This is a genomic window from Kitasatospora sp. NPDC057936, from assembly GCF_042887525.1.
Lineage (GTDB): Bacteria > Actinomycetota > Actinomycetes > Streptomycetales > Streptomycetaceae > Kitasatospora.
This window is the reverse complement of sequence record NZ_JBHVPD010000044.1, coordinates 16,686-34,528: the sequence shown is the minus strand read 5'-3', so window position 1 is coordinate 34,528 and position 17,843 is coordinate 16,686. Positions and strand designations below refer to the sequence as shown.

Sequence of the window (17,843 nt, the reverse complement as noted above, 5' to 3'; positions counted from 1 at the left end):
CGGGTACGCGCGTGTCCGTCAGGCGTCGACGGCGGCGAGGGCGGCCTCGGAGTCGAGGACGCCGGCCACGGCCTGGAGCACGGCGGCGATCTTCATCGAGGCCTGGACGACCTCGCGCTCGACGCCGGCCTTGCGCAGCACGGCCTCGTGCGAGTCGAGGCACTGGCCGCAGCCGTTGATGGCCGAGACGGCGAAGCACCAGAGCTCGAAGTCGACCTTCTCGACGCCCGGAGTGCCGATGATGTTCATCCGCAGACCGGCCCGCATGCTGCTGTACTCCTTGTCGGAGAGCAGGTGCAGCGTCCGGTAGTAGACGTTGTTCATCCCCATGACGGCCGCGGCGCCCTTGGCGGCGTTGTACGCCTCCGGGGAGAGGTTGGCCTTGGCCTCGGGCTCCAGCTCGCGCAGCACGGCGGGGCTGCGGGTGGCCATCGCGCAGGAGAGGACGGTGCCCCACAGCTGCTGCGCGGGGAGGTCGGAGTTGCCGATGACCGAGCCCAGGTTGAGCTTGAGGTCCTTGGCGTACTCCGGGAGGGCGGACTTCAGGTCGTCGAGGGCCACGGGTCAGCCCGCCAGCAGGGCCTGGGCGTCGAGGGTGTCCTCGCCCTTGGTCCAGTTGCAGGGGCACAGCTCGTCGGTCTGCAGGGCGTCCAGCACGCGCAGGACCTCCTTCGGGTTACGGCCGACGGAGCCGGCGGTCACCATGACGAACTGGATCTCGTTGTTCGGGTCGACGATGAACACCGCGCGCTGGGCGGTGCCGTCGGCGGCCTCGACGCCGCAGGCCTGCATCAGCTCGTGCTTGACGTCGGCCAGCATCGGGAAGGGCAGGTCGCGCAGGTCCTTGTGGTCCTTGCGCCAGGCGTGGTGCACGAACTCGGAGTCGCCCGAGACGCCCAGGATCTGGGCGTCGCGGTCGGCGAACTCGTCGTTCAGCTTGCCGAACGCGGCGATCTCGGTCGGGCAGACGAAGGTGAAGTCCATCGGCCAGAAGAAGACGATCTTCCACTTGCCCTCGTAGGACTTGTGGTTGATGTCGGCGAAGGCGTTCGCGGCGTCGAGGTCGACACAGGCCTTGAGGTCGAACTCGGGGAACTTGTCACCGATCGTGAGCACGTTCGCTTCTCCTGAAGTGAGACTGCGGGGAGTTGTCCGGATTGCGGACAGGCCTCCACGATTCCACATCGTGGACTGATCAGGGAAATAGCTATACTCGATGTGTCTGATCGGAGAAAGTTATCAATACCCAGTCCGTCGGCGCCTCCGGCCCCGCCCGCAGCCCCCGCACGCCCACGCTCGCCCAGCTCAGGGCGTTCGTCGCGGTCGCCGAGCACCGGCACTTCCGTGAGGCGGCCGCCGCCACCGGCACCAGCCAGCCCGCGCTCTCCGGAGCGGTCGCGGCACTGGAGGAGTCGCTGGGTGCCCAGCTCGTCGAGCGTACGACGCGCAAGGTGATCGTGACACCACTGGGGGAGCGGGTGCACGCGCACGCCCGCCGGGTGCTCGCGTCGCTCCAGGCGCTCACCGAGGAGGTCGAGGCCGCGCGCCGCCCGTTCACCGGGCCGCTGCACCTCGGCGTCATCCCGACCGTCGCGCCCTACCTGCTGCCCGCCGTCCTGCGGCTGGTCCGCCGCCGCTACCCGGAGCTGGAACTGCACGTCCACGAGGAGCGCACGCCCTCGCTGCTGGAGGGGCTGGCCGCCGGGCGGCTGGACGTCCTGCTGCTCGCGCTCCCGGCCGGCGGCGCCTCGCCGACCCGGGACATCCCGCTGTTCGACGAGGACTTCGTGCTGCTGACCCCGCCCGGGCACCCGCTCGCCGGGCGGATCGACGTCCCGCGCGACGTGCTGCTCGACCTGGACGTGCTGCTGCTGGAGGAGGGCCACTGCCTGCGCGACCAGGCCCTCGACATCTGCCGCGAGGTCGGCGCCGACCCGGCCGGGTCGACCACCCGGGCGGCCGGCCTGTCCACCCTGGTCCAACTCGTCGCCGGGGGCCTCGGGGTGACACTGTTGCCCGCGACCGCCCTGGACGTCGAGGCCGGCCGCGCCGACCGGCTCGCCGCCGTCCGCTTCGCCGCCCCCGCGCCCGGCCGGCGCATCGGCCTGGCCACCCGCCCGGGCTCGGCCCGCAGTGCCGAGTACGACCGCTTCGCCGCCTCGCTGCGCGAGGTCCTCGCCGAACTCCCGGTCCGGATCGTCGAGTAGGGCGTGCCTACGGGACCTCCGCCGGCGCCGCCAGGCACAGCCCGACCGTCGTCGCCACCAGCAGGTCGAGCGCCCGCACGGTGTCCGCGTCCGGCCCGGCGGCGGGGTCGGCGCCCAGCGCGAGGTAGCGCGCCGTCAGGCCGTCGAAGCCGCTGAGGAAGTGGACGGCGATCTCGCGCGCCGGCATCGGCAGGGTCAGTCCGTGCGCCGCCGCGAGGGCGGTGAGCATCTCGGTCGCCGTGCCCTCGACCTCGCGCTGGAGCGCGAGCATGATCTCCTGCAGGTCGGCGTCGCGCATCGCCAGCGCGCCGAACTCGCTGAGCAGCACGCAGCGCCCCTCCTCGCCGGTGGCGGCGTCCCAGAGCGCGTGCACGAGCGTGCGGACCTGCTCGCCGAACGGGCCGTCACCGGGGGAGGCCGCCCGGACCTGGCCGATGAAGTCGGCGGTCAGCTGCTCGACGACGGCCCGGTAGAGGTCCTTCTTGGTACCGAAGGTGTAGTGCACCGTCGCCTGGGCCACGCCGAGCTCGGCCGCGATCGCCCGGGTGCTGCCGGCCGCGATGCCCTCGCGGCTCATCAGGTCGAGGGCGGCCTGCACCAGCTGGGGCCGCCGTTCTGCGGCGGGGACGTGTGCCATCCAGCCAGGGTATCGCCATGGTCGGACAACTGTGTCGAACGATTCCGTCGATTGCTCGTGTCGCTCGACTTTGTCATCCGACAAAGTCGAGCGTACGGTGGATCCGAGACCTGGTCAGGCACCCGCCTGCCCGACGACCGGACCGAAGGGTCAGCCATGGCCACGTACCTGTACCGATTGGGCCGCTCCTGCTTCCGGCGCAGGCGGGCCGTCCTGGCCGTCTGGATCGCCGTGCTGATCGCCGTCGGCGGGGCCGCCGGGGCGTTCGCGGGCAAGACGAGCAACGAGTTCAAGGTCCCCGGCACCGAGGCGCAGGCGACCCTCGACCGGATCAAGGACGCCTTCCCGCAGCAGGGCCACGGCTCCGCGCAGATCGTCTTCGCCGCCCCGGCGGCCGACGGCGTCAAGGCGCCGGACGCGGGCCGCGCGGTGAGCGAGGCCGTCCACCGGATCGCCGCCGTCCCGGGCGTGGCCGCCGCGCCCGACCCGTACGCCACCGGCGCGGTCTCGCCGGACGGCAAGGTCGCGATCGCGCTGGTCTCCTTCGACCGCAAGCTCGGCGACATCACCGACCAGCAGCGCGACGCGGTCAGGGCGGCCGCCGAACCGGCCCGCGCGGCCGGGCTGGACGTCGCCTTCGGCGGCGACGCGTACAACCGGATGGCCCAGGTCGACGGCGGCGAGGCGATCGGCCTCGCGGTGGCCGGCGTGGTGCTGGTGATCACCCTCGGCTCGCTGGTCGCCGCCGGACTGCCGCTGCTCACCGCGCTGGTCGGCGTCGGTGCCGCGATGGCCGGACTGCTCGCGCTCACCGGCTCGTTCGAGATCATCACCACCGCGCCGGTGCTGGCGCTCATGGTCGGGCTCGCGGTCGGGATCGACTACGCGCTGTTCATCCTCTCCCGCCACCGCCGCCACCTGGGCGAGGGCCTGACGCCCGAGGAGGCCGCGGCCCGCGCCACCGCGACCGCGGGCAGCGCCGTCGTGTTCGCGGGCCTGACCGTCGTCGTGGCGCTCGCCGGGCTCGCCGTCGCGGGCGTCCCGTTCCTCACCGTGATGGGCCTCGCCGCCTCCGGCGCCGTCGTCGTGGCCGTCCTGGTGGCGATCACGCTGCTGCCCGCGCTGCTCGGCTTCGTCGGCCGCCGGATCGACCGGCTGCCGGTCTGGCGGCGGGCCATGCGCACCGGCGGCACGACCACGATGGGCGAGCGCTGGGCCGGTTTCGTCGTGCGCCGCCCGCTGCCCGTCCTGCTCGTCGGCCTGGCCGGGCTCGGGGCCCTCGCGGTGCCCGCCGCGAGCCTCGGCCTCGGCCTGCCGGGCGGCGGTTCACAGGCCGCGGGGACGGACGCGCGCAAGGCGTACGACCTGGTGAGCGAGGGCTTCGGGCCCGGGTTCAACGCGCCGCTCGTCGTCGTGGTGGACGCGAAGGGCACGCCGCAGCCCGAGCGGGCCGTGCAGGGCGTGGCGGCGCAGCTGCAGACGCTGAAGGGCGTGCAGACGCTGCTGCCGCCGGCCGTCGACCCGGCCAGTGGGACGGCCCTGCTGACCGTCATCCCGCGGACCGGGCCCGACGACGAGGCCACCAAGTCGCTCGTCAACGAGATCCGCGCCCAGCGCGCGGAGTTGAAGGCCTCGACCGGCGCCGGCATCGCCGTCACCGGCACCACGGCCGCCAACATCGACGTCTCCACCAAGCTCGGCCAGGCGCTGCCGCCCTTCCTCGCGGTCATCGTCGGCATCGCGATGGTGCTGCTGGCGCTGGCGTTCCGCTCGGTGCTCGTCCCGCTCAAGGCGGTGGCCGGGTTCCTGCTCAGCATCACCGCCTCGCTCGGCGCGGTGGTCGCGGTCTACCAGTGGGGCTGGCTGGACGGCCTGATCGACGTGCCGAAGGTCGGCCCGGTGGTGAGCTTCGTGCCGATCCTGCTGATCGGGGTGCTGTTCGGGCTGGCGATGGACTACGAGCTGTTCCTGGTCTCCGGGATGAAGGAGCAGCACGTCCACGGCGCGGCGCCGCGCGAGGCCGTGGTGGCCGGGGTGCGGGGCGGCGCCCGGGTGGTGACGGCGGCCGCGCTGATCATGGTGGCGGTGTTCGGCTCGTTCGTCTTCGGCCACGACCCGATCGTCCAGCCGATCGGCTTCGCCCTCGCGGTGGGCGTGCTGGTGGACGCCTTCGTCGTGCGGATGGCGCTGGTGCCGGCCGCGATGGCGCTGTTCGGCGAGGCCGCGTGGTGGTTCCCGAAGCGGCTGGAGAAGGTCGTGCCGCGGGTGGACATGGAGGGCGAGCAGCTGATCGCCCGTCTGGACCGGGAGCGGGTGTCCGGGGCGGCGAAGGAACCGGCCGGGGTCTGACCGGCCCCACGAGCCGGGCCCGGCGGGATCACTTCCCGCCGGGCCCGGCCGTCGGCCCGGTCGTCACTGCGGCAGCCGCTGCTCGAACCAGACCACCTTGCCGGTGCCCAGCCGGGTCGCGCCCCAGCGGTCGGCGCAGCGGGCCACGATCTGCAGCCCGCGCCCCCGCTCGTCCTCGGGGCCGGTCCGGCGCGGGCGGGGCAGCAGCGGGCTGTCGTCGCCGACCTCGCAGCGCAGCCGGGTGGTGCGCACCAGGCTCAGGGTGACCGGACGGGTCGCGTGCTGGACGGCGTTGGTGACGAGCTCGCTGACCATCAGTTCGGTCGCCTCGCTGAGCTCGCCCAGGCCCCAGCGGCGCAGCGTGTGCGCGGCCAGCCGGCGGGCCCGGCCCGGCGTCTCGTTGCGCGGCTGGAGGTACCAGTGCGCGACGTCCCCGGCCGGGATGCCGTCGAAGCAGGCGCCGAGCAGGGCGATGTCGTCGCCGCGGTCGCCCGGCGGCAGGATCCGCAGCGCCTCCTGGCACAGCTGCTCGGGGGCGTGCCAGGTGGAGCCGGCGATCTTGGCGCGGAGCAGTTCGAGGCCGTCGCTGAGCGGGCGGCTGCGGGTCTCGACCAGGCCGTCGGTGAACAGCAGCAGGGCCGAGCCGGGCGGGGCGGGCAGTTCGACGGAGTTGAAGTCGACCCCGCCGACGCCGATCGGCGCCCCGGAGTCGAGCTCGACCAGTTCGGCCGTTCCGTCCGGCCGTACGAGCACCGGCGGGACGTGCCCGGCGTTGGCGATCACCACGCGGTTGGCGATCGGGTCGTACACCGCGTAGACGCAGGTGGCCAGGTGCTGTTCGCGGCCGAGCCGCTGGGCCTGTTCGTCCAGGTGGTAGAGCACCTCGTGGGGCGGCAGGTCGAGCGCGGCCAGGGTCTGCGCGCTGGTGCGGAGCTGGCCCATGATGGCGGCCGAGGTGAGCGAGTGGCCCATCACGTCGCCGACGATCAGGGCGACCCGGTTGCCGGGCAGCGGCACTGCGTCGTACCAGTCGCCGCCGACCTGGGCGCCGCGCTCGCCGGGCAGGTAGCGCTGGGCGAGGCGCACGCCGTGCGGCTGCGGGAGGCGCAACGGCAGCATGCTGCGCTGGAGTTCGTTGGCTATCTCCCACTCGCGGGCGTACCGCAGGGCGGTGTCGACGGCCAGCCCGGCCTGGGTCGCGAGGTGCGCGGCGGTCGCGGTGTCGGCGGCGTCGAACGCCGGGCGGCCGGTGCGTTCGGGAGGCCGGCGGATCAGCACGAGCAGACCGAGCACCGCCTTGCGCCCGCGCAGCGGCAGCGCGAGGACGGACGTGCCCGCGCCGAGCCGGGCCAGCCCGCGGGTGCCGTACAGCTCGCGCAGCAGCGTCTCGGTGCGCTCGGCGGCGGGCGTGCCGATCACGGCGGCCTCGGCGGGGCGGCGGCTGAGCAGGGCGTGCGCGAGGGCGCCGCCGCGGGTCACCGGGGTGGCGGGCCCGCCGTCGGCGTTCGAGCGGGTGCCCCAGCGGGTGCGCCGGCGGTCCTCCGCGCCGCTGGGGCGGCCGCGGCGCCCGATCCGGGTGCCGGTGCTGTAGTGGATCCGCAGTTCGTCGGGGAAGCCGGGTTCGCGCTCGACGTTGGGCAGCGGGTCGCGCAGGTGGACGACGGCGGCGTCGGCGAGGGCCGGGACCAGCACCCGGCCGACGTTGCGCAGCGTCGCGGCGAGGTCGAGGGCGCTGTTGATCCGCCGGGTCGCCGAGTCGAGCCAGCCGAGGCGCCCGGCGACGTCGTCGCGACCGGCCGCCGCGGGTTCGCTGCGCGGCTGGGGGAGCGCAGGCGGCTGTCCGGCCTCGGTGTTGAGCTGGTCGCGCACGGCTGCCTGTCCTGGGCTCGGGGTGGGCTCTGGGGGTGTGCTGCTTGCTGGTCTCTTCCGCTGTCGCGGCTGTCGGCGTGCTCGGGAGCCGCCGCCGGGCGGTCAGCCGACGCGTCGGCAGCAGAGGAACAGTTGCTCCTCCGGCGGCAGCGAGGTACTGGCCGGCGCGTACGGGTGCCCCGAACACTCCTCGACGGCGAACCCGGACGCGACCAGAACCCGTTCCAGATCCTCCCGCAGATACCCGCTGATCCGCAGCTCTCTGCCAAGGAACGGAAGCGGAACGTGATCCAGATCGGCCTCGACCATCCCGAGGGCCAGCAGCCCGCCCGGCCGCAGCAGCGCGTGCAGCCGGCCGAGGACGGTCGGGATCTCGTCCTGCGGCAGCAGGATCAGCGAGAAGAACGCGGTGACGGCGGCGAACCCGCCCGCGCCGTCCGGCCCGAGCCCGGGCACGTTCCAGACCCGCCCGGCGCGCTCGGTGCCCAGGTCGTAGAGGTCGATCCGGTGGAATACGGGCGGGTGCTCCCCCGGGTGGTGGGCCTGCGCGGCCAGCGTGAGCATCACGTCCGAGAGGTCCGTCGCGGTGACCCGCAGCCCGCCCGCGGTCAGCTGGCGGACCGTCGGCTCCCCGGTGCCGCAGCCGACGTCCAGGACCCGGGCGCCCGGCTCCAGCTGCGCCAGCAGCCGCCGGCCGCACGCGAGCTGTCCGTCCTTGGCCGGGAACGCCTCGCCGTACCCGGCGCCGATCGTGTCGAAGGCGACCGCCTGCAAGGCCCGTACGGCCCGGCGCCGCCGGGTGTCGGGCTCGTCGTCACCCGCGTCCTCGCCGACGGGGAACGGGTCCGATATCTGTCCGGTCGTCACGATAGAGAGGCACCCTTCCACCCTGGCCTCCGCCAGCCTGGCCGGCCGCTGCCGGTGGCGGTGCGTCACGCTCCCCGCATCACACTGACGGACTGCACTCCGCACGCTGAGAACTGGGCATTCCGAAACTCTGGCACGTCGCCGGCCGGCACTTGTGTGTGCACTGGCATCTGAGAATATGCGTGATCACACCGCCGTGGGGCCCCTTTCCGGCCAACTCGTCGTTCTTGGGCCGTTGTGGACGGTGTTGCGGAAGCACGACGGTGCGGGCCGGGGTGGTGCGCGTCGGCCCCGCACGCCGCACAGCGCGCCGGGGGCGTGGGTGCTGACCTGCGGTTTTCACCGCTCCGCAGGCTGACAATCGGACGTTTATCGAACGTCAATCGGCGCGGTGCACAGTAGGGACCAGCGCCGGGGAAGCGTTGAGGGCGCTCCCGCAGCCGGGGGGCTGCGGGAGCGCCGACGCAACGCGAATCGGGGGAGGATCTCCGCTGGGGGGTGGAGGCCTCACGGCGCCGGGGGTGAGGAAGAGGCAGGCTCGGTGTGCTGCTGGGAGATGAGGTCCGCCACGGGGGAGGCCTCCGGCACACCGAGCCGCGTGAACATCGCGTGCGCCTCCCGCAGACACGCCAGCCCGCGGGCCGGCTGCGCGAGCGCCAGCAGCGCCTCGCCGAGCGCGGCGTTGGCGAGGCCCTGGCAGTAGGCGCCGTCGATCTCCTGGGCGATCGCCAGCGATTCGCCGGCCGCCTCGGCCGCCTCGCCGGCCTGTCCGATCGCCAGCAGGCTCTCCGAGAGCCGGGCCAGCGTGTACCCCTCGCGGAGCCGGTTCTGCTGCTCCTGGTACAGCTTGTGCGCCTCCCGGAGGTGCGAGACGGCCTCCACCGGCGCACCCGTCGACGACAGTACGACGCCGAGCTGGTACACCGTGTCCGCGAGGCAGGCCCCGTTCGCCGACCTGCGCGCATTCGCCACCGCCGCGTGGACGGACTCGACGGCCTCCGCGGTCCGCCCGACGTCGAGCTGGGCCCGGGCGATGTTCCCGAGCAGCCGCGCCTCGCTGATCGGTGCGCCGACGACGTGGCTGATCGAGAGCGCCTGCTCGAAGAACGGCAGGGCTTCGGCGCTCCGGTTGGCGATGCTCAGGATGATCCCGAGGGTGTTGGTGACCATCGAGCGCACGACCGTGACGTCGTCCGGGTGCTGGAGCGACAGGCTCTCGCGCAGGGAGTTCTCGGCGCCCAGGAAGTTGTTCGCGAAGTACTCCAGCGTGCCCCAGGCCAGGTGGACCCGGGCGAGCGCCCGGGTGTCCCCGTGCGACTGGGCGTTGGAGTCGGCGATCTCCAGCAGACGCCGGGTCCTGGGGGCGTGAGTCGGGTCCTCGACGATGCTGTTGAGCGTGATCAGCAGGTCCAGAGCGGGCCGCAGCAGGTTCGGCGGGCCTCCCAGCGCCGCCTCGAGCGTGCTCAGCAGCATGCCGGTCTCGGCGCGCAGCCACTGCTGGGCGTCGGCGGCGGTCGCCAGGCCGAGCCCCGGCGCCTTCAGTTCCTCCAGCGTCTCGAAGAGCAGATCGTCGGGCTCGATGGCCTGCGCGGCGGTGCGCAGCGTCGGCAGCAGGTGCTCCAGCAGCCGGAGCACCGCCTGCTGCTGCTCCTGCGTGTCCGCGGACTTCTCGTTCTGCCGCTGGGCGTAGAGCCGCAGGAGGTCGTGGTAGCGGTAGCGCCCGGGCGTGAAGCACTCCAGCATGTTCGCCTCGACCAGTGCCTCGGCCAGGTCCTCGGCACGCTCCTCGGCCTCGCCGAGGAGCGCCGCCACGGCGTCCAGCGGCAGGTCGGGGGAGTCCACGAGGGAGAGCAGGCGGAAGGCACGGGCCTCGTCGGCGCGCAGTTGGCCGTACCCGAGCCCGATCGTCGTTTCCACCGCGAGGTTGCCCAGCTGCAGCTCGTCGAGCCGCCGCCGTTGGTCCGCTAAGCGCCGGGCGAGGTCCGAGATGCTCCAGCGCGGCCGGCTGGCGAGCCGGGCCGCGGCGATGCGGACGGCCAGGGGCAGGAAGCCGCAGGCGGTGACCACCGCCAGGGCCGCGTCCGGCTCCGACGAGACGCGCTGCTCGCCGACGATGGCGGAGAACAGCGCCAGGGCCTCGGCGGGCGTCAGTTCCTCGACGTCCACCAGATGAGCGCCCGGGATCCCGGCGAGCCGCGACCGGCTGGTGGCCAGCACCGCACAGCCCGACACCCCGGGGATCAGCGGCCGCAGCTGGTCCGCGTCCTGGGCGTTGTCGAGCAGGATGAGCATCCGCCGGTTCGCCAGCAGCGAGCGGTACAGGGCGGAGCGCTGCTCCACCGAGTCCGGGATCTCGGTGACGCCGAGGGCGTGCAGGAAGTCGCCCAGGACGACGGCGGGTTCGGCCGGTGAGGCGCCCGCGCCGCGCAGGTCGACGTACAGCTGGCCGTCGGGGAACTCGGCCCGCACGCTGTGGGCGACGTGCACCGCGAGCGTCGTCTTGCCGACCCCTCCGATGCCGGCCAGCGACGTCACCACGACGGCCTGGCCGGTGGCGCTCTGGAGCACCGCGCGGAGCTCGTTGACCAGCCCTTCGCGTCCGCTGAAGTCCGATACGTCGGCGGGCAGTTGTGCCGGCGCCGGCACGCTGGTCGTGGCGTCGTGCCGGACGGCGGCGGGGCCGGTGCCGGTGGGCGGGGTCAGGGCGGGGTCGCCGGCCAGGATGCGGGCGTGCATCGCGGAGAGCCCCGCACCCGGTTCGACGCCGAGCTCGTCGATCAGCAGCTTGCGCGTGTCGGTGTAGACGCCGAGCGCCTCGGCCTGCCGCCCGCAGCGGTACAGCGCGAGCATCAGCAGCTCCCGCAGGCGTTCCCGCAGCGGGTGTTCCGACGTCAGCGAGCTCAGCTCGGCGACGACCTCGGTGTGCAGGCCGATCTCCAGCGCGACCGCGCAGCACTCTTCCCAGACCGACACGTGTCGCTCGGCCAGCCGCAGCCGCTGGGAGTCGGCGTACGGTCCCGGCACGCCGGCCAGGGCCCGGCCTCTCCACAGCGCCAGGGCGGAGACGAGCAGCCGGTGTGCTTCGGCCGGGTCCCCCTTGGTCCGGGCGGTGGCGGCCTCGGTGACGGTGGTTTCGAACACCGAGAGGTCCAGCGTCCCGGAGGAGATCCGCAGCGCGTACCCGTCGCTCACCGAGACGAGGATCTCGGCCGGCGCGCGCACCTCTCGGTGCGGCTCGATGACCGTGCGCAGCCGCGAGACGTACGTCCGCAGCGCGGCGATGGCCTGCGGCGGGGGCCGTTCGCCCCAGATGCCGTCCACCAGGTCCTGCGTCGTGACCGGGCGGCCCTGCTGGAGCAACAGCGAGGTCAGGACGGCCTGCTGCTGGGGGGATCCCAGCGACAGGGGCTGCTCGCCGCGCCACGCCTGCATGGGGCCGAGCACCTGGAAGCGCAGCGCCTTGCTGTGCGGCGTTTCCTGAGGCTCCATGAATCCCCCGATTGACCTGTGGCGGGTGCGCGGGGCGCTTGGGTGGTCCCGCTGTGGTCGCATCAGCTTAGGCGGGCGGCTGTAAACACCGGAGAGCGGCTCCGGCGGCGCGATGTTTATAGGACATTTAACGGCTCCTACGATACTGTCCCGGCGCCTTGGTCGAGTCAGTCGGGCGCGAGCAGACCTCAATGACCTGAAAGGCAGCCAACCCATGGCCGAGAATGACCCCACCAGCACTGTGACTCCGCAGGCCGCGCCGAACGCCAACGGGGCCGCCGCGGGCCAGCCCGCCGGCGCCGTGGCCACCGCGACTCCCGCCGCCGACGCGGCGGTGGCCGACGCCGCGTCGAACGTGGCCGGGTACATAGTGCCCGCGGACGAGCAGCACGTCGACCCCCAGGAGCTCATGGGCGGCGGCGAGGTGGAGGAGCCGCAGCACCCCCAGGGCAAGCCCGGCGAGACCGTCCCGCTCGGTGTCATCAACAGCCGGCCGTAAGTGACCCGGGCCGTCCGCCCGGTGCCGCACCCCTGGTGAGGCGCCGGGCATGCACTGTCGACGGCCCCGCGCGCACCGCCCGGCGATCCGGATTCCGGTCGCCGGCCCCCCAGGCAGAGCCGATCAGTTCGATAGCGAGGTTGTCATGAGCAAGCTTCGTCGTATTGCGGTGGTAGCGGTGTCGACGGCCCTTCTGGCCGCCGGTTCCGTGGTGACGGCCACCGGCGCCTTCGCCGGGGTCATCTTCAGCCGTCCCTGACTGGACGTCAAGGTCGCGCCCTGCGTTCGCAACTGGCGAGTGCGGGGCGTTCGTCGTTTTCGGGGGCACGGCGGTGGTCGGATCCCGCCCGTCGGCCTCCTTCGCGGCGCCGGCCCCGAATTCTCCCCCGGGAGTTTCGTGGCGGCCCCGGATCCTTTCCGGAATTCCGGATTCGGGGGAAATCGGCGCGATGTCTTGAATGGCCGTTTTGCTGGATTTTGCAGGGCAATGGCGGTTGTCGCCATTTTAACGAATGACGATCTCGTTCCGTGCCGCTAGCCGGCGCGCTCCCCGCCGAGGTGGCGGCAGCGGCCGCGGGCGGGGCGGCGGGGTCTTCCGGTCGGATCGGAGTCCGGGCCGTCGTCGGCCGGGGCGGGGCTCGGGGCGGGGGCCGGGGTGACGTGGGTCGGGTCGGCGGTCCATTCGCGGCCGCCGGACTCGGGGCGGAGGTAGTGCTCGCCGCCGATGGTGTCCATGTAGATGCCGGTGCGCCCGGTCCTGCGGTCGAGGACGCGGTCACCCGCGTGCGGCCGGTAGGCGGCGGCGTTGCGCTGACGGGGATTCACCGAACCCTCCCTAGCTCTGCGGTCGCCGTCCGCGCGTCCGTGGTGACGCTCGGCGACTACCCAGCATCTCTAGAGAAGCTAATATCTCTAGAGATGTCAACGGTCGTATCCGCTTACTTGCGACCGCGGGCGCGCCTACGATTTCCGAGAGGGAGAGGGAGCGGCGATGACCGGCAGCAGTGGCGACAAGCAGCCCAAGTACCAGCGGATCGCCGACACGCTCAGGGCGGCCATCGACGCCGGCGAGTACCGCGCGGGCGACCGGCTGCCGGGCGAGAACGACCTCATGGACGAGTACGGCGTCGCCCGGATGACCGCCCGCCAGGCCCTCGGGGTGCTGCAGAGCGAGGGCATCGCCGAGGCCCGCCGGGGCGCCGGGGTGTTCGTGCGGGACTTCCGCCCGCTGCGCCGGCACGGGATCCAGCGGCTCGCGCAGGGTCAGTGGGGCTCCGGGCGGTCGATATGGTCCGCGGACATCGACCGGCGCACCCTCGTCGTCGACCAGGTGTCGGTCACCGAGCGCGGCGCGCCCGAGCACGTGGCCCGCGTCCTCGGCGTCGACCCGGGCGAGCCGATGTGCGTGCGCCACCGCCGCTTCGTCCTGGACGGCAAGCCGGTGCTGCTGTCCACGTCCTACCTCCCGGCGGTCCTGGTCGCCGGGACGGCGATCACCCGCGAGGACACCGGCCCGGGCGGCACCTACGCCCGCCTCGCCGAGATCGGCGCGAAGCCCGTCCACTTCCGCGAGGAGGTGCGCTCGCGCATGCCGAGCGCCGAGGAGGGCGTGCGCCTGGACCTGACCGCCGGCACCCCGGTGATCCTGATCTGCCGCACCGCCTTCGCCGACGAGGGCCAGGTCGTCGAGCTGAACGAGATGATCCTCGACGCCGCGTCCTACGTGCTGGAGTACGACTTCGACGCGTGAGCTCCGCTGTGACCGTCAGCCGACGGCCGGCCGTCGGATGTCCTGCTCGCGGAGATCGGTGATGACCCGAGCGACGGTGGCGAAGTCGTCGTCCAGGTGCAGGACGGTCATGTCGTGGTGGACGGCGGTGCCGGCCAGCAGCAGGTCTGCCAGCCCGGCCGCTCGGTGCTGGCCTTTCTGGGTCAGCTTGTACTGGGCGGTGTCGATCCACTCCCAGATTGACTTCGGGGCACCGACGGTCGGGCCGAACAGTGCCGCGAGTTCGTCCTCCAAGTCGTCCCGATGCGCCGAGTTCCGGGCGGAGAAGAGGATCTCGGTCCTGGTGGACTTGCTGATCCTGATCAGGCCGGACTCGATGTGTCCCCACCACTGCGACCGAAGCTCACGGTCCGACACCAGTCGCACATAGGCCTAGGTGTCGATCAGGAAGCTGTCGATCATTCGGCTTCCTCCCGCTGCGCCCGCTTGCGGGCCTCGTAGACCCGGACGGTCGGCTCGAACTCGCCTGCGGCGGCTCGGCGGGACAGCTTCTCCAGAGCCTCCAGCCGCTTCAGTCGGTTGACGTAGTCGGCGAGGGCGTTGTTGACCGTGTCCTTCTTCGTCGTCGTCCCCATCAACCGCATGGCCTCCGCAAGGATCGTGTCGTCGACATCGATGTTGGTCATACTCACCTGCGCGCCTCCGTGGACGATGTGGGTGATCCACCTCTCTCATCCACGGTACCCACGTTCAGCCCGCGCCGGTATCCGAAACCGCCCCGGGCGCACGGAGGCGGCCGGGGCGGTGGGACGGGACCGGGGGAGGGCTACTCCTTCGAGCGCACCCGGAGGTTGGTGATCAGCGGGCCCTCGGTGGTCTCGCGGAAGAAGTCGTTGCCCTTGTCGTCGACGACGATGAAGGCCGGGAAGTCCTCGACCTCGATGCGCCAGACGGCCTCCATGCCGAGCTCGGCGTACTCCAGGACCTCGACCTTCTTGATGCAGTCCTGGGCGAGCCGGGCCGCCGGGCCGCCGATCGAGCCGAGGTAGAAGCCGCCGTGCGCGGCGCACGCGTCGGTGACCTGCTTGCTGCGGTTGCCCTTGGCGAGCATGACCATCGAGCCGCCGGCCGCTTGGAACTGGTCGACGTAGGAGTCCATCCGGCCCGCCGTGGTGGGGCCGAAGGAGCCGGAGGCGTAGCCCTCGGGGGTCTTGGCCGGGCCCGCGTAGTAGACCGGGTGGTCCTGGAGGTACTTGGGCATGCCCTCGCCGGCGTCCAGGCGCTCCTTGATCTTGGCGTGCGCGATGTCGCGGGCGACGACGAGCGTGCCGGTGAGCGAGAGCCGGGTCTTCACCGGGTACTTGGACAGCTCGCTGCGGATCGCGGACATCGGCTGGTCGAGGTCGACGCGCACCACGTCGTCGTCCAGGTGCTCGTCGGTGGTGTCCGGCAGGTACTTGGCCGGGTCCGTCTCCAGCTGCTCCAGGAACACGCCCTCGGCGGTGATCTTGCCGAGCGCCTGGCGGTCGGCGGAACAGGAGACGGCCATGGCGACCGGCAGCGAGGCGCCGTGGCGCGGCAGGCGCACGACGCGCACGTCGTGGCAGAAGTACTTGCCGCCGAACTGCGCGCCGATGCCGATCTTCTGGGTCAGCTCGGTGACCTTCTGCTCCAGCTCCAGGTCGCGGAAGCCGTGCCCGGTCTTCGCGTCGCCGGAGGTCGGCAGGTGGTCGAGGTAGTGCGCCGAGGCGTACTTGGCGGTCTTGAGCGCGAACTCGGCGCTGGTGCCGCCGATCACGATGGCCAGGTGGTACGGCGGGCACGCGGCGGTGCCGAGCGAGCGGATCTTCTGCTCCAGGAACGAGAGCATGCTCGCCTCGTTCAGGATGGCCTTCGTCTCCTGGTACAGGTACGACTTGTTGGCGGAGCCGCCGCCCTTGGCCATGAACAGGAACTTGTACGCGTCGCCGTCGGTGGCGTACAGCTCGATCTGGGCCGGCAGGTTGTTGCCGGTGTTCTTCTCGTCCCACATGGTCACCGGGGCCATCTGGGAGTAGCGCAGGTTGAGCTTGGTGTACGCGTCGTACACGCCGCGCGCGATGGCGGACTCGTCGGCGCCGGAGGTGAGCACGTTCTGGCCGCGCTTGCCCATGACGATCGCGGTGCCGGTGTCCTGGCACATCGGCAGGATGCCGCCGGCCGAGATGTTGACGTTCTTCAGCAGGTCCAGCGCGACGAAGCGGTCGTTGGGGCTGGCCTCCGGGTCGTCCAGGATGCGGCGCAGCTGGGCGAGGTGCGCGGGGCGCAGGTAGTGCGAGATGTCGTGCATCGCCTCGGCGGTGAGCAGGCGCAGCGCCTCGGGCTCGACCTGGAGGAAGGTGCGGCCGCCGGCCTCGAAGGTGGAGACGCCCTCGGAGGTGAGCTTGCGGTACGGGGTCGGGTCAGCGCCCAGGGGGAGCAGGTCGCTGTACTCGAAGTCTGGCGTGGGAGCCATGGGGGCGGTCCTTAGGTTTCCAGTGATCCGGCTGCGTCGGCGAAGCACCATCCAGGGTAGGACCCGGCGATCGCGTGCACGCGGACAGGTCCGCCTTGCGTGACCGGGCTCACTCGGGCAGCAGTGCGAGCGACTAGTCTTGGCCCGTGGACAACTCGCCGCCGCAGGACGATCAGGGTCGGCCGCCCGTGCCGGCGCCCGTGCCGATGACCAAGCCCGAGAACCATCCCGAACCGCAGCCCCGGCCCGAGCGGCCGGACCGGCCGGCGCCGGCGCCCGTGCACGCCCCGGTGGCCGAGGCCGAGCTGCGGGCCTCGGACGCCGACCGCGAGCGGGTGGCCGACCTGCTGCGCGACGCCTACGCCGAGGGCCGGCTGGACGTCGACGAGCACGCCGAGCGCATCGAGGCCGCGTACGCGGCGAAGACCCTGGGCGAGCTGGCGCCGCTCACCCGCGACCTGCCCAGCCACCGTCCGCTCTCCTTCGAGAAGCCGCCGCTGGACGCCCCCGCCGCCCGCCCGTCCGTCCCGGCGCAGCCGCCGGCCCGTCAGGAGGCGCCCCAGATGGTGGCGATCTTCGGCGGGGCGTCCCGCAAGGGCCGCTGGCGGGTCGGCTCGCACCTGAAGGTGGTCGCGGTCTTCGGCGGCGTGGACATCGACCTGAGCGACGCCGTCTTCGAGTCGCCGGAGGTCGTCATCGACGTGCTGGCGCTGTTCGGCGGCGTCGAGGTCCGGGTGCCGGAGAACGTCAGCCTGCACGGCGGCGGCGTCGGCATCTTCGGCGGCTTCGACGTCAAGGAGCAGACGGCGGCGGACCCTTACGCCCCGGTGGTCCGGATCCGGGGCACGGCGATCTTCGGCGGCTGCGACGCCAAGCCGCGCCGGGGCAAGAAGCTCAAGGAGTGGGTGCGCAAGCAACTCGGCGTCGAGTAGCGGGCGTTGGCCGGCGACTGTCCGGCCGCCGACCTGCGCGTGATCCGACCGGTGCCCGGCCGTGGGAGCAACTCCCGGCCGGGCACTCGGCGTTGCGGCGGGTGCAGCGAGTAGTCGATTGCGTGCAGTGTGCATGAATCGCGGCCCGGCGGGGTATTCCCTCTCGCACATCGCTTCTTGTACGGCTGCGCACCGGGGGCGGCCAGCGGCCGGCCCGGGGGTGGAGAGCGGGGGCTCGCAGCCGGGCAGGGGAGCGAGCTTCCCCGTGTCCGAGAGTCTCGTCAGGAGTACGGCCGTGCTGCATCCGATCGAGTCCCGCACCACCTCGCCCGTCGCCGCCGCGCAGCTGTTGGAGCCCCGCCCCGACAGCCGCCCGCAGCCGCAGGGCTCACCGGCCGGTCAGGGGCCCCAGGGGGAGGACAACCCCTGGCACACCGGCGCCGCGTGCCGTCGGGACGAGGTGGGGCTGTTCTTCGCGCCGTCCAAGGAGCCGACGGCGGCCCGGCTGTCGCGCGAGGACCAGGCGAAGCGGGTCTGCGCCCGCTGCCCGGTGCTGCTGGAGTGCCGTGAGCACGCGCTGGCGCAGCCGGAGCCGTACGGCGTCTGGGGTGGGCTGACGGCCGCCGAGCGGCGCGTGGTGCTGGCCCGTCGCCGCCGCCGGGAGTCGGAGCTGCGCGAGGCGGCCCGGGTGTCGACGGCCCACCGGCGGATAGCGGGCTGACGGCGCCGGATCGCGCGCCGGAACGCGCCGCGGCCCCGGCGGAGGGGGAT

The 17,843-nt window shown here is 72.8% G+C and carries 16 protein-coding genes; 6 read left to right on the top strand and 10 right to left on the bottom strand.

All coding sequences use genetic code 11. The features are described from left to right. Positions 1 to 18 precede the first annotated feature (18 nt). On the bottom strand, positions 19 to 561 hold the full coding sequence (locus ACFVU9_RS22845) for an alkyl hydroperoxide reductase (RefSeq protein ID WP_380441597.1): 543 nt from the start codon (positions 559 to 561) through the stop codon (positions 19 to 21). Between the two features lie 3 nt (positions 562 to 564). Then, positions 565 to 1,116, bottom strand: a complete 552-nt coding sequence (locus ACFVU9_RS22840) for a peroxiredoxin (RefSeq protein ID WP_380441599.1) — start codon at positions 1,114 to 1,116, stop codon at positions 565 to 567. A gap of 122 nt (positions 1,117 to 1,238) precedes the next feature. Between ACFVU9_RS22840 and ACFVU9_RS22835 the strand changes: the two genes are divergently transcribed. Then, on the top strand, positions 1,239 to 2,207 hold the full coding sequence (locus ACFVU9_RS22835) for a LysR substrate-binding domain-containing protein (protein ID WP_387595982.1): 969 nt from the start codon (positions 1,239 to 1,241) through the stop codon (positions 2,205 to 2,207). Between the two features lie 7 nt (positions 2,208 to 2,214). Here the strand turns inward: ACFVU9_RS22835 and ACFVU9_RS22830 are convergent, their stop codons facing one another. Then, positions 2,215 to 2,844: a TetR/AcrR family transcriptional regulator gene (locus tag ACFVU9_RS22830; RefSeq protein WP_380441601.1), complete on the bottom strand. Its 630-nt coding sequence runs from the start codon at positions 2,842 to 2,844 to the stop codon at positions 2,215 to 2,217. Positions 2,845 to 3,000: 156 nt separating this feature from the next. Here ACFVU9_RS22830 and ACFVU9_RS22825 point away from each other — a divergent pair, with 156 nt between their 5' ends. Continuing rightward, positions 3,001 to 5,193 (top strand): MMPL family transporter, encoded by a 2,193-nt coding sequence (locus ACFVU9_RS22825; RefSeq protein WP_387595932.1) that lies wholly within the window; start codon positions 3,001 to 3,003, stop codon positions 5,191 to 5,193. A gap of 63 nt (positions 5,194 to 5,256) precedes the next feature. Here the strand turns inward: ACFVU9_RS22825 and ACFVU9_RS22820 are convergent, their stop codons facing one another. The 3 genes from ACFVU9_RS22820 to ACFVU9_RS22810 form a co-directional block, all read right to left on the bottom strand. Then, on the bottom strand, positions 5,257 to 7,062 hold the full coding sequence (locus ACFVU9_RS22820; RefSeq protein WP_380441605.1) for a SpoIIE family protein phosphatase: 1,806 nt from the start codon (positions 7,060 to 7,062) through the stop codon (positions 5,257 to 5,259). A 102-nt stretch (positions 7,063 to 7,164) separates the two neighbouring features. Then, positions 7,165 to 7,929, bottom strand: a complete 765-nt coding sequence (locus ACFVU9_RS22815; RefSeq protein ID WP_380441607.1) for a methyltransferase domain-containing protein — start codon at positions 7,927 to 7,929, stop codon at positions 7,165 to 7,167. Between the two features lie 507 nt (positions 7,930 to 8,436). Continuing rightward, positions 8,437 to 11,418 (bottom strand): BTAD domain-containing putative transcriptional regulator, encoded by a 2,982-nt coding sequence (locus ACFVU9_RS22810; RefSeq protein ID WP_380497219.1) that lies wholly within the window; start codon positions 11,416 to 11,418, stop codon positions 8,437 to 8,439. Positions 11,419 to 11,632: 214 nt separating this feature from the next. On the opposite strand from ACFVU9_RS22810, the gene ACFVU9_RS22805 reads away from it, so the two are divergent. Then, positions 11,633 to 11,917 carry a hypothetical protein gene (locus tag ACFVU9_RS22805; protein ID WP_380441611.1) on the top strand — a complete coding sequence of 95 codons (285 nt, stop codon included), beginning with the start codon at positions 11,633 to 11,635 and terminating at the stop codon, positions 11,915 to 11,917. A 534-nt stretch (positions 11,918 to 12,451) separates the two neighbouring features. Here the strand turns inward: ACFVU9_RS22805 and ACFVU9_RS22800 are convergent. Further along, positions 12,452 to 12,742, bottom strand: a complete 291-nt coding sequence (locus ACFVU9_RS22800) for a hypothetical protein (protein WP_387595927.1) — start codon at positions 12,740 to 12,742, stop codon at positions 12,452 to 12,454. Between the two features lie 166 nt (positions 12,743 to 12,908). On the opposite strand from ACFVU9_RS22800, the gene ACFVU9_RS22795 reads away from it, so the two are divergent. After that, the gene (locus ACFVU9_RS22795; protein WP_380441615.1) at positions 12,909 to 13,667 is read left to right on the top strand and encodes a GntR family transcriptional regulator; all 759 of its coding nucleotides are present in this window, start codon (positions 12,909 to 12,911) and stop codon (positions 13,665 to 13,667) included. 15 nt (positions 13,668 to 13,682) lie between these two features. Here ACFVU9_RS22795 and ACFVU9_RS22790 read toward each other — a convergent pair whose 3' ends face one another. The 3 genes from ACFVU9_RS22790 to ACFVU9_RS22780 form a co-directional block, all read right to left on the bottom strand. After that, positions 13,683 to 14,063, bottom strand: a complete 381-nt coding sequence (locus ACFVU9_RS22790; protein WP_387595924.1) for a PIN domain-containing protein — start codon at positions 14,061 to 14,063, stop codon at positions 13,683 to 13,685. 41 nt (positions 14,064 to 14,104) lie between these two features. Then, positions 14,105 to 14,338, bottom strand: coding sequence for a type II toxin-antitoxin system VapB family antitoxin (locus ACFVU9_RS22785; protein WP_380441617.1), 234 nt, complete (start codon positions 14,336 to 14,338; stop codon positions 14,105 to 14,107). Between the two features lie 134 nt (positions 14,339 to 14,472). Beyond that, positions 14,473 to 16,140, bottom strand: coding sequence for a fumarate hydratase (locus ACFVU9_RS22780; RefSeq protein ID WP_380441619.1), 1,668 nt, complete (start codon positions 16,138 to 16,140; stop codon positions 14,473 to 14,475). A 206-nt stretch (positions 16,141 to 16,346) separates the two neighbouring features. Between ACFVU9_RS22780 and ACFVU9_RS22775 the strand changes: the two genes are divergently transcribed. Continuing rightward, positions 16,347 to 17,072: a DUF1707 domain-containing protein gene (locus tag ACFVU9_RS22775; RefSeq protein ID WP_387595979.1), complete on the top strand. Its 726-nt coding sequence runs from the start codon at positions 16,347 to 16,349 to the stop codon at positions 17,070 to 17,072. Positions 17,073 to 17,418: 346 nt separating this feature from the next. Next, positions 17,419 to 17,793 carry a WhiB family transcriptional regulator gene (locus ACFVU9_RS22770; protein WP_380441661.1) on the top strand — a complete coding sequence of 125 codons (375 nt, stop codon included), beginning with the start codon at positions 17,419 to 17,421 and terminating at the stop codon, positions 17,791 to 17,793. Positions 17,794 to 17,843 lie beyond the last annotated feature (50 nt).

Bases quoted from the DNA above. Each gene is read 5' to 3' on its own strand.
- ACFVU9_RS22830 (WP_380441601.1), bottom strand. From the start codon at position 2,844: ATGGCACACGTCCCCGCCGCAGAACGGCGGCCCCAGCTGGTGCAGGCC.
- ACFVU9_RS22825 (WP_387595932.1), top strand. From the start codon at position 3,001: ATGGCCACGTACCTGTACCGATTGGGCCGCTCCTGCTTCCGGCGCAGG.
- ACFVU9_RS22810 (WP_380497219.1), bottom strand. From the start codon at position 11,418: ATGGAGCCTCAGGAAACGCCGCACAGCAAGGCGCTGCGCTTCCAGGTG.
- ACFVU9_RS22805 (WP_380441611.1), top strand. From the start codon at position 11,633: ATGGCCGAGAATGACCCCACCAGCACTGTGACTCCGCAGGCCGCGCCG.
- ACFVU9_RS22795 (WP_380441615.1), top strand. From the start codon at position 12,909: ATGACCGGCAGCAGTGGCGACAAGCAGCCCAAGTACCAGCGGATCGCC.
- ACFVU9_RS22780 (WP_380441619.1), bottom strand. From the start codon at position 16,140: ATGGCTCCCACGCCAGACTTCGAGTACAGCGACCTGCTCCCCCTGGGC.
- ACFVU9_RS22775 (WP_387595979.1), top strand. From the start codon at position 16,347: ATGACCAAGCCCGAGAACCATCCCGAACCGCAGCCCCGGCCCGAGCGG.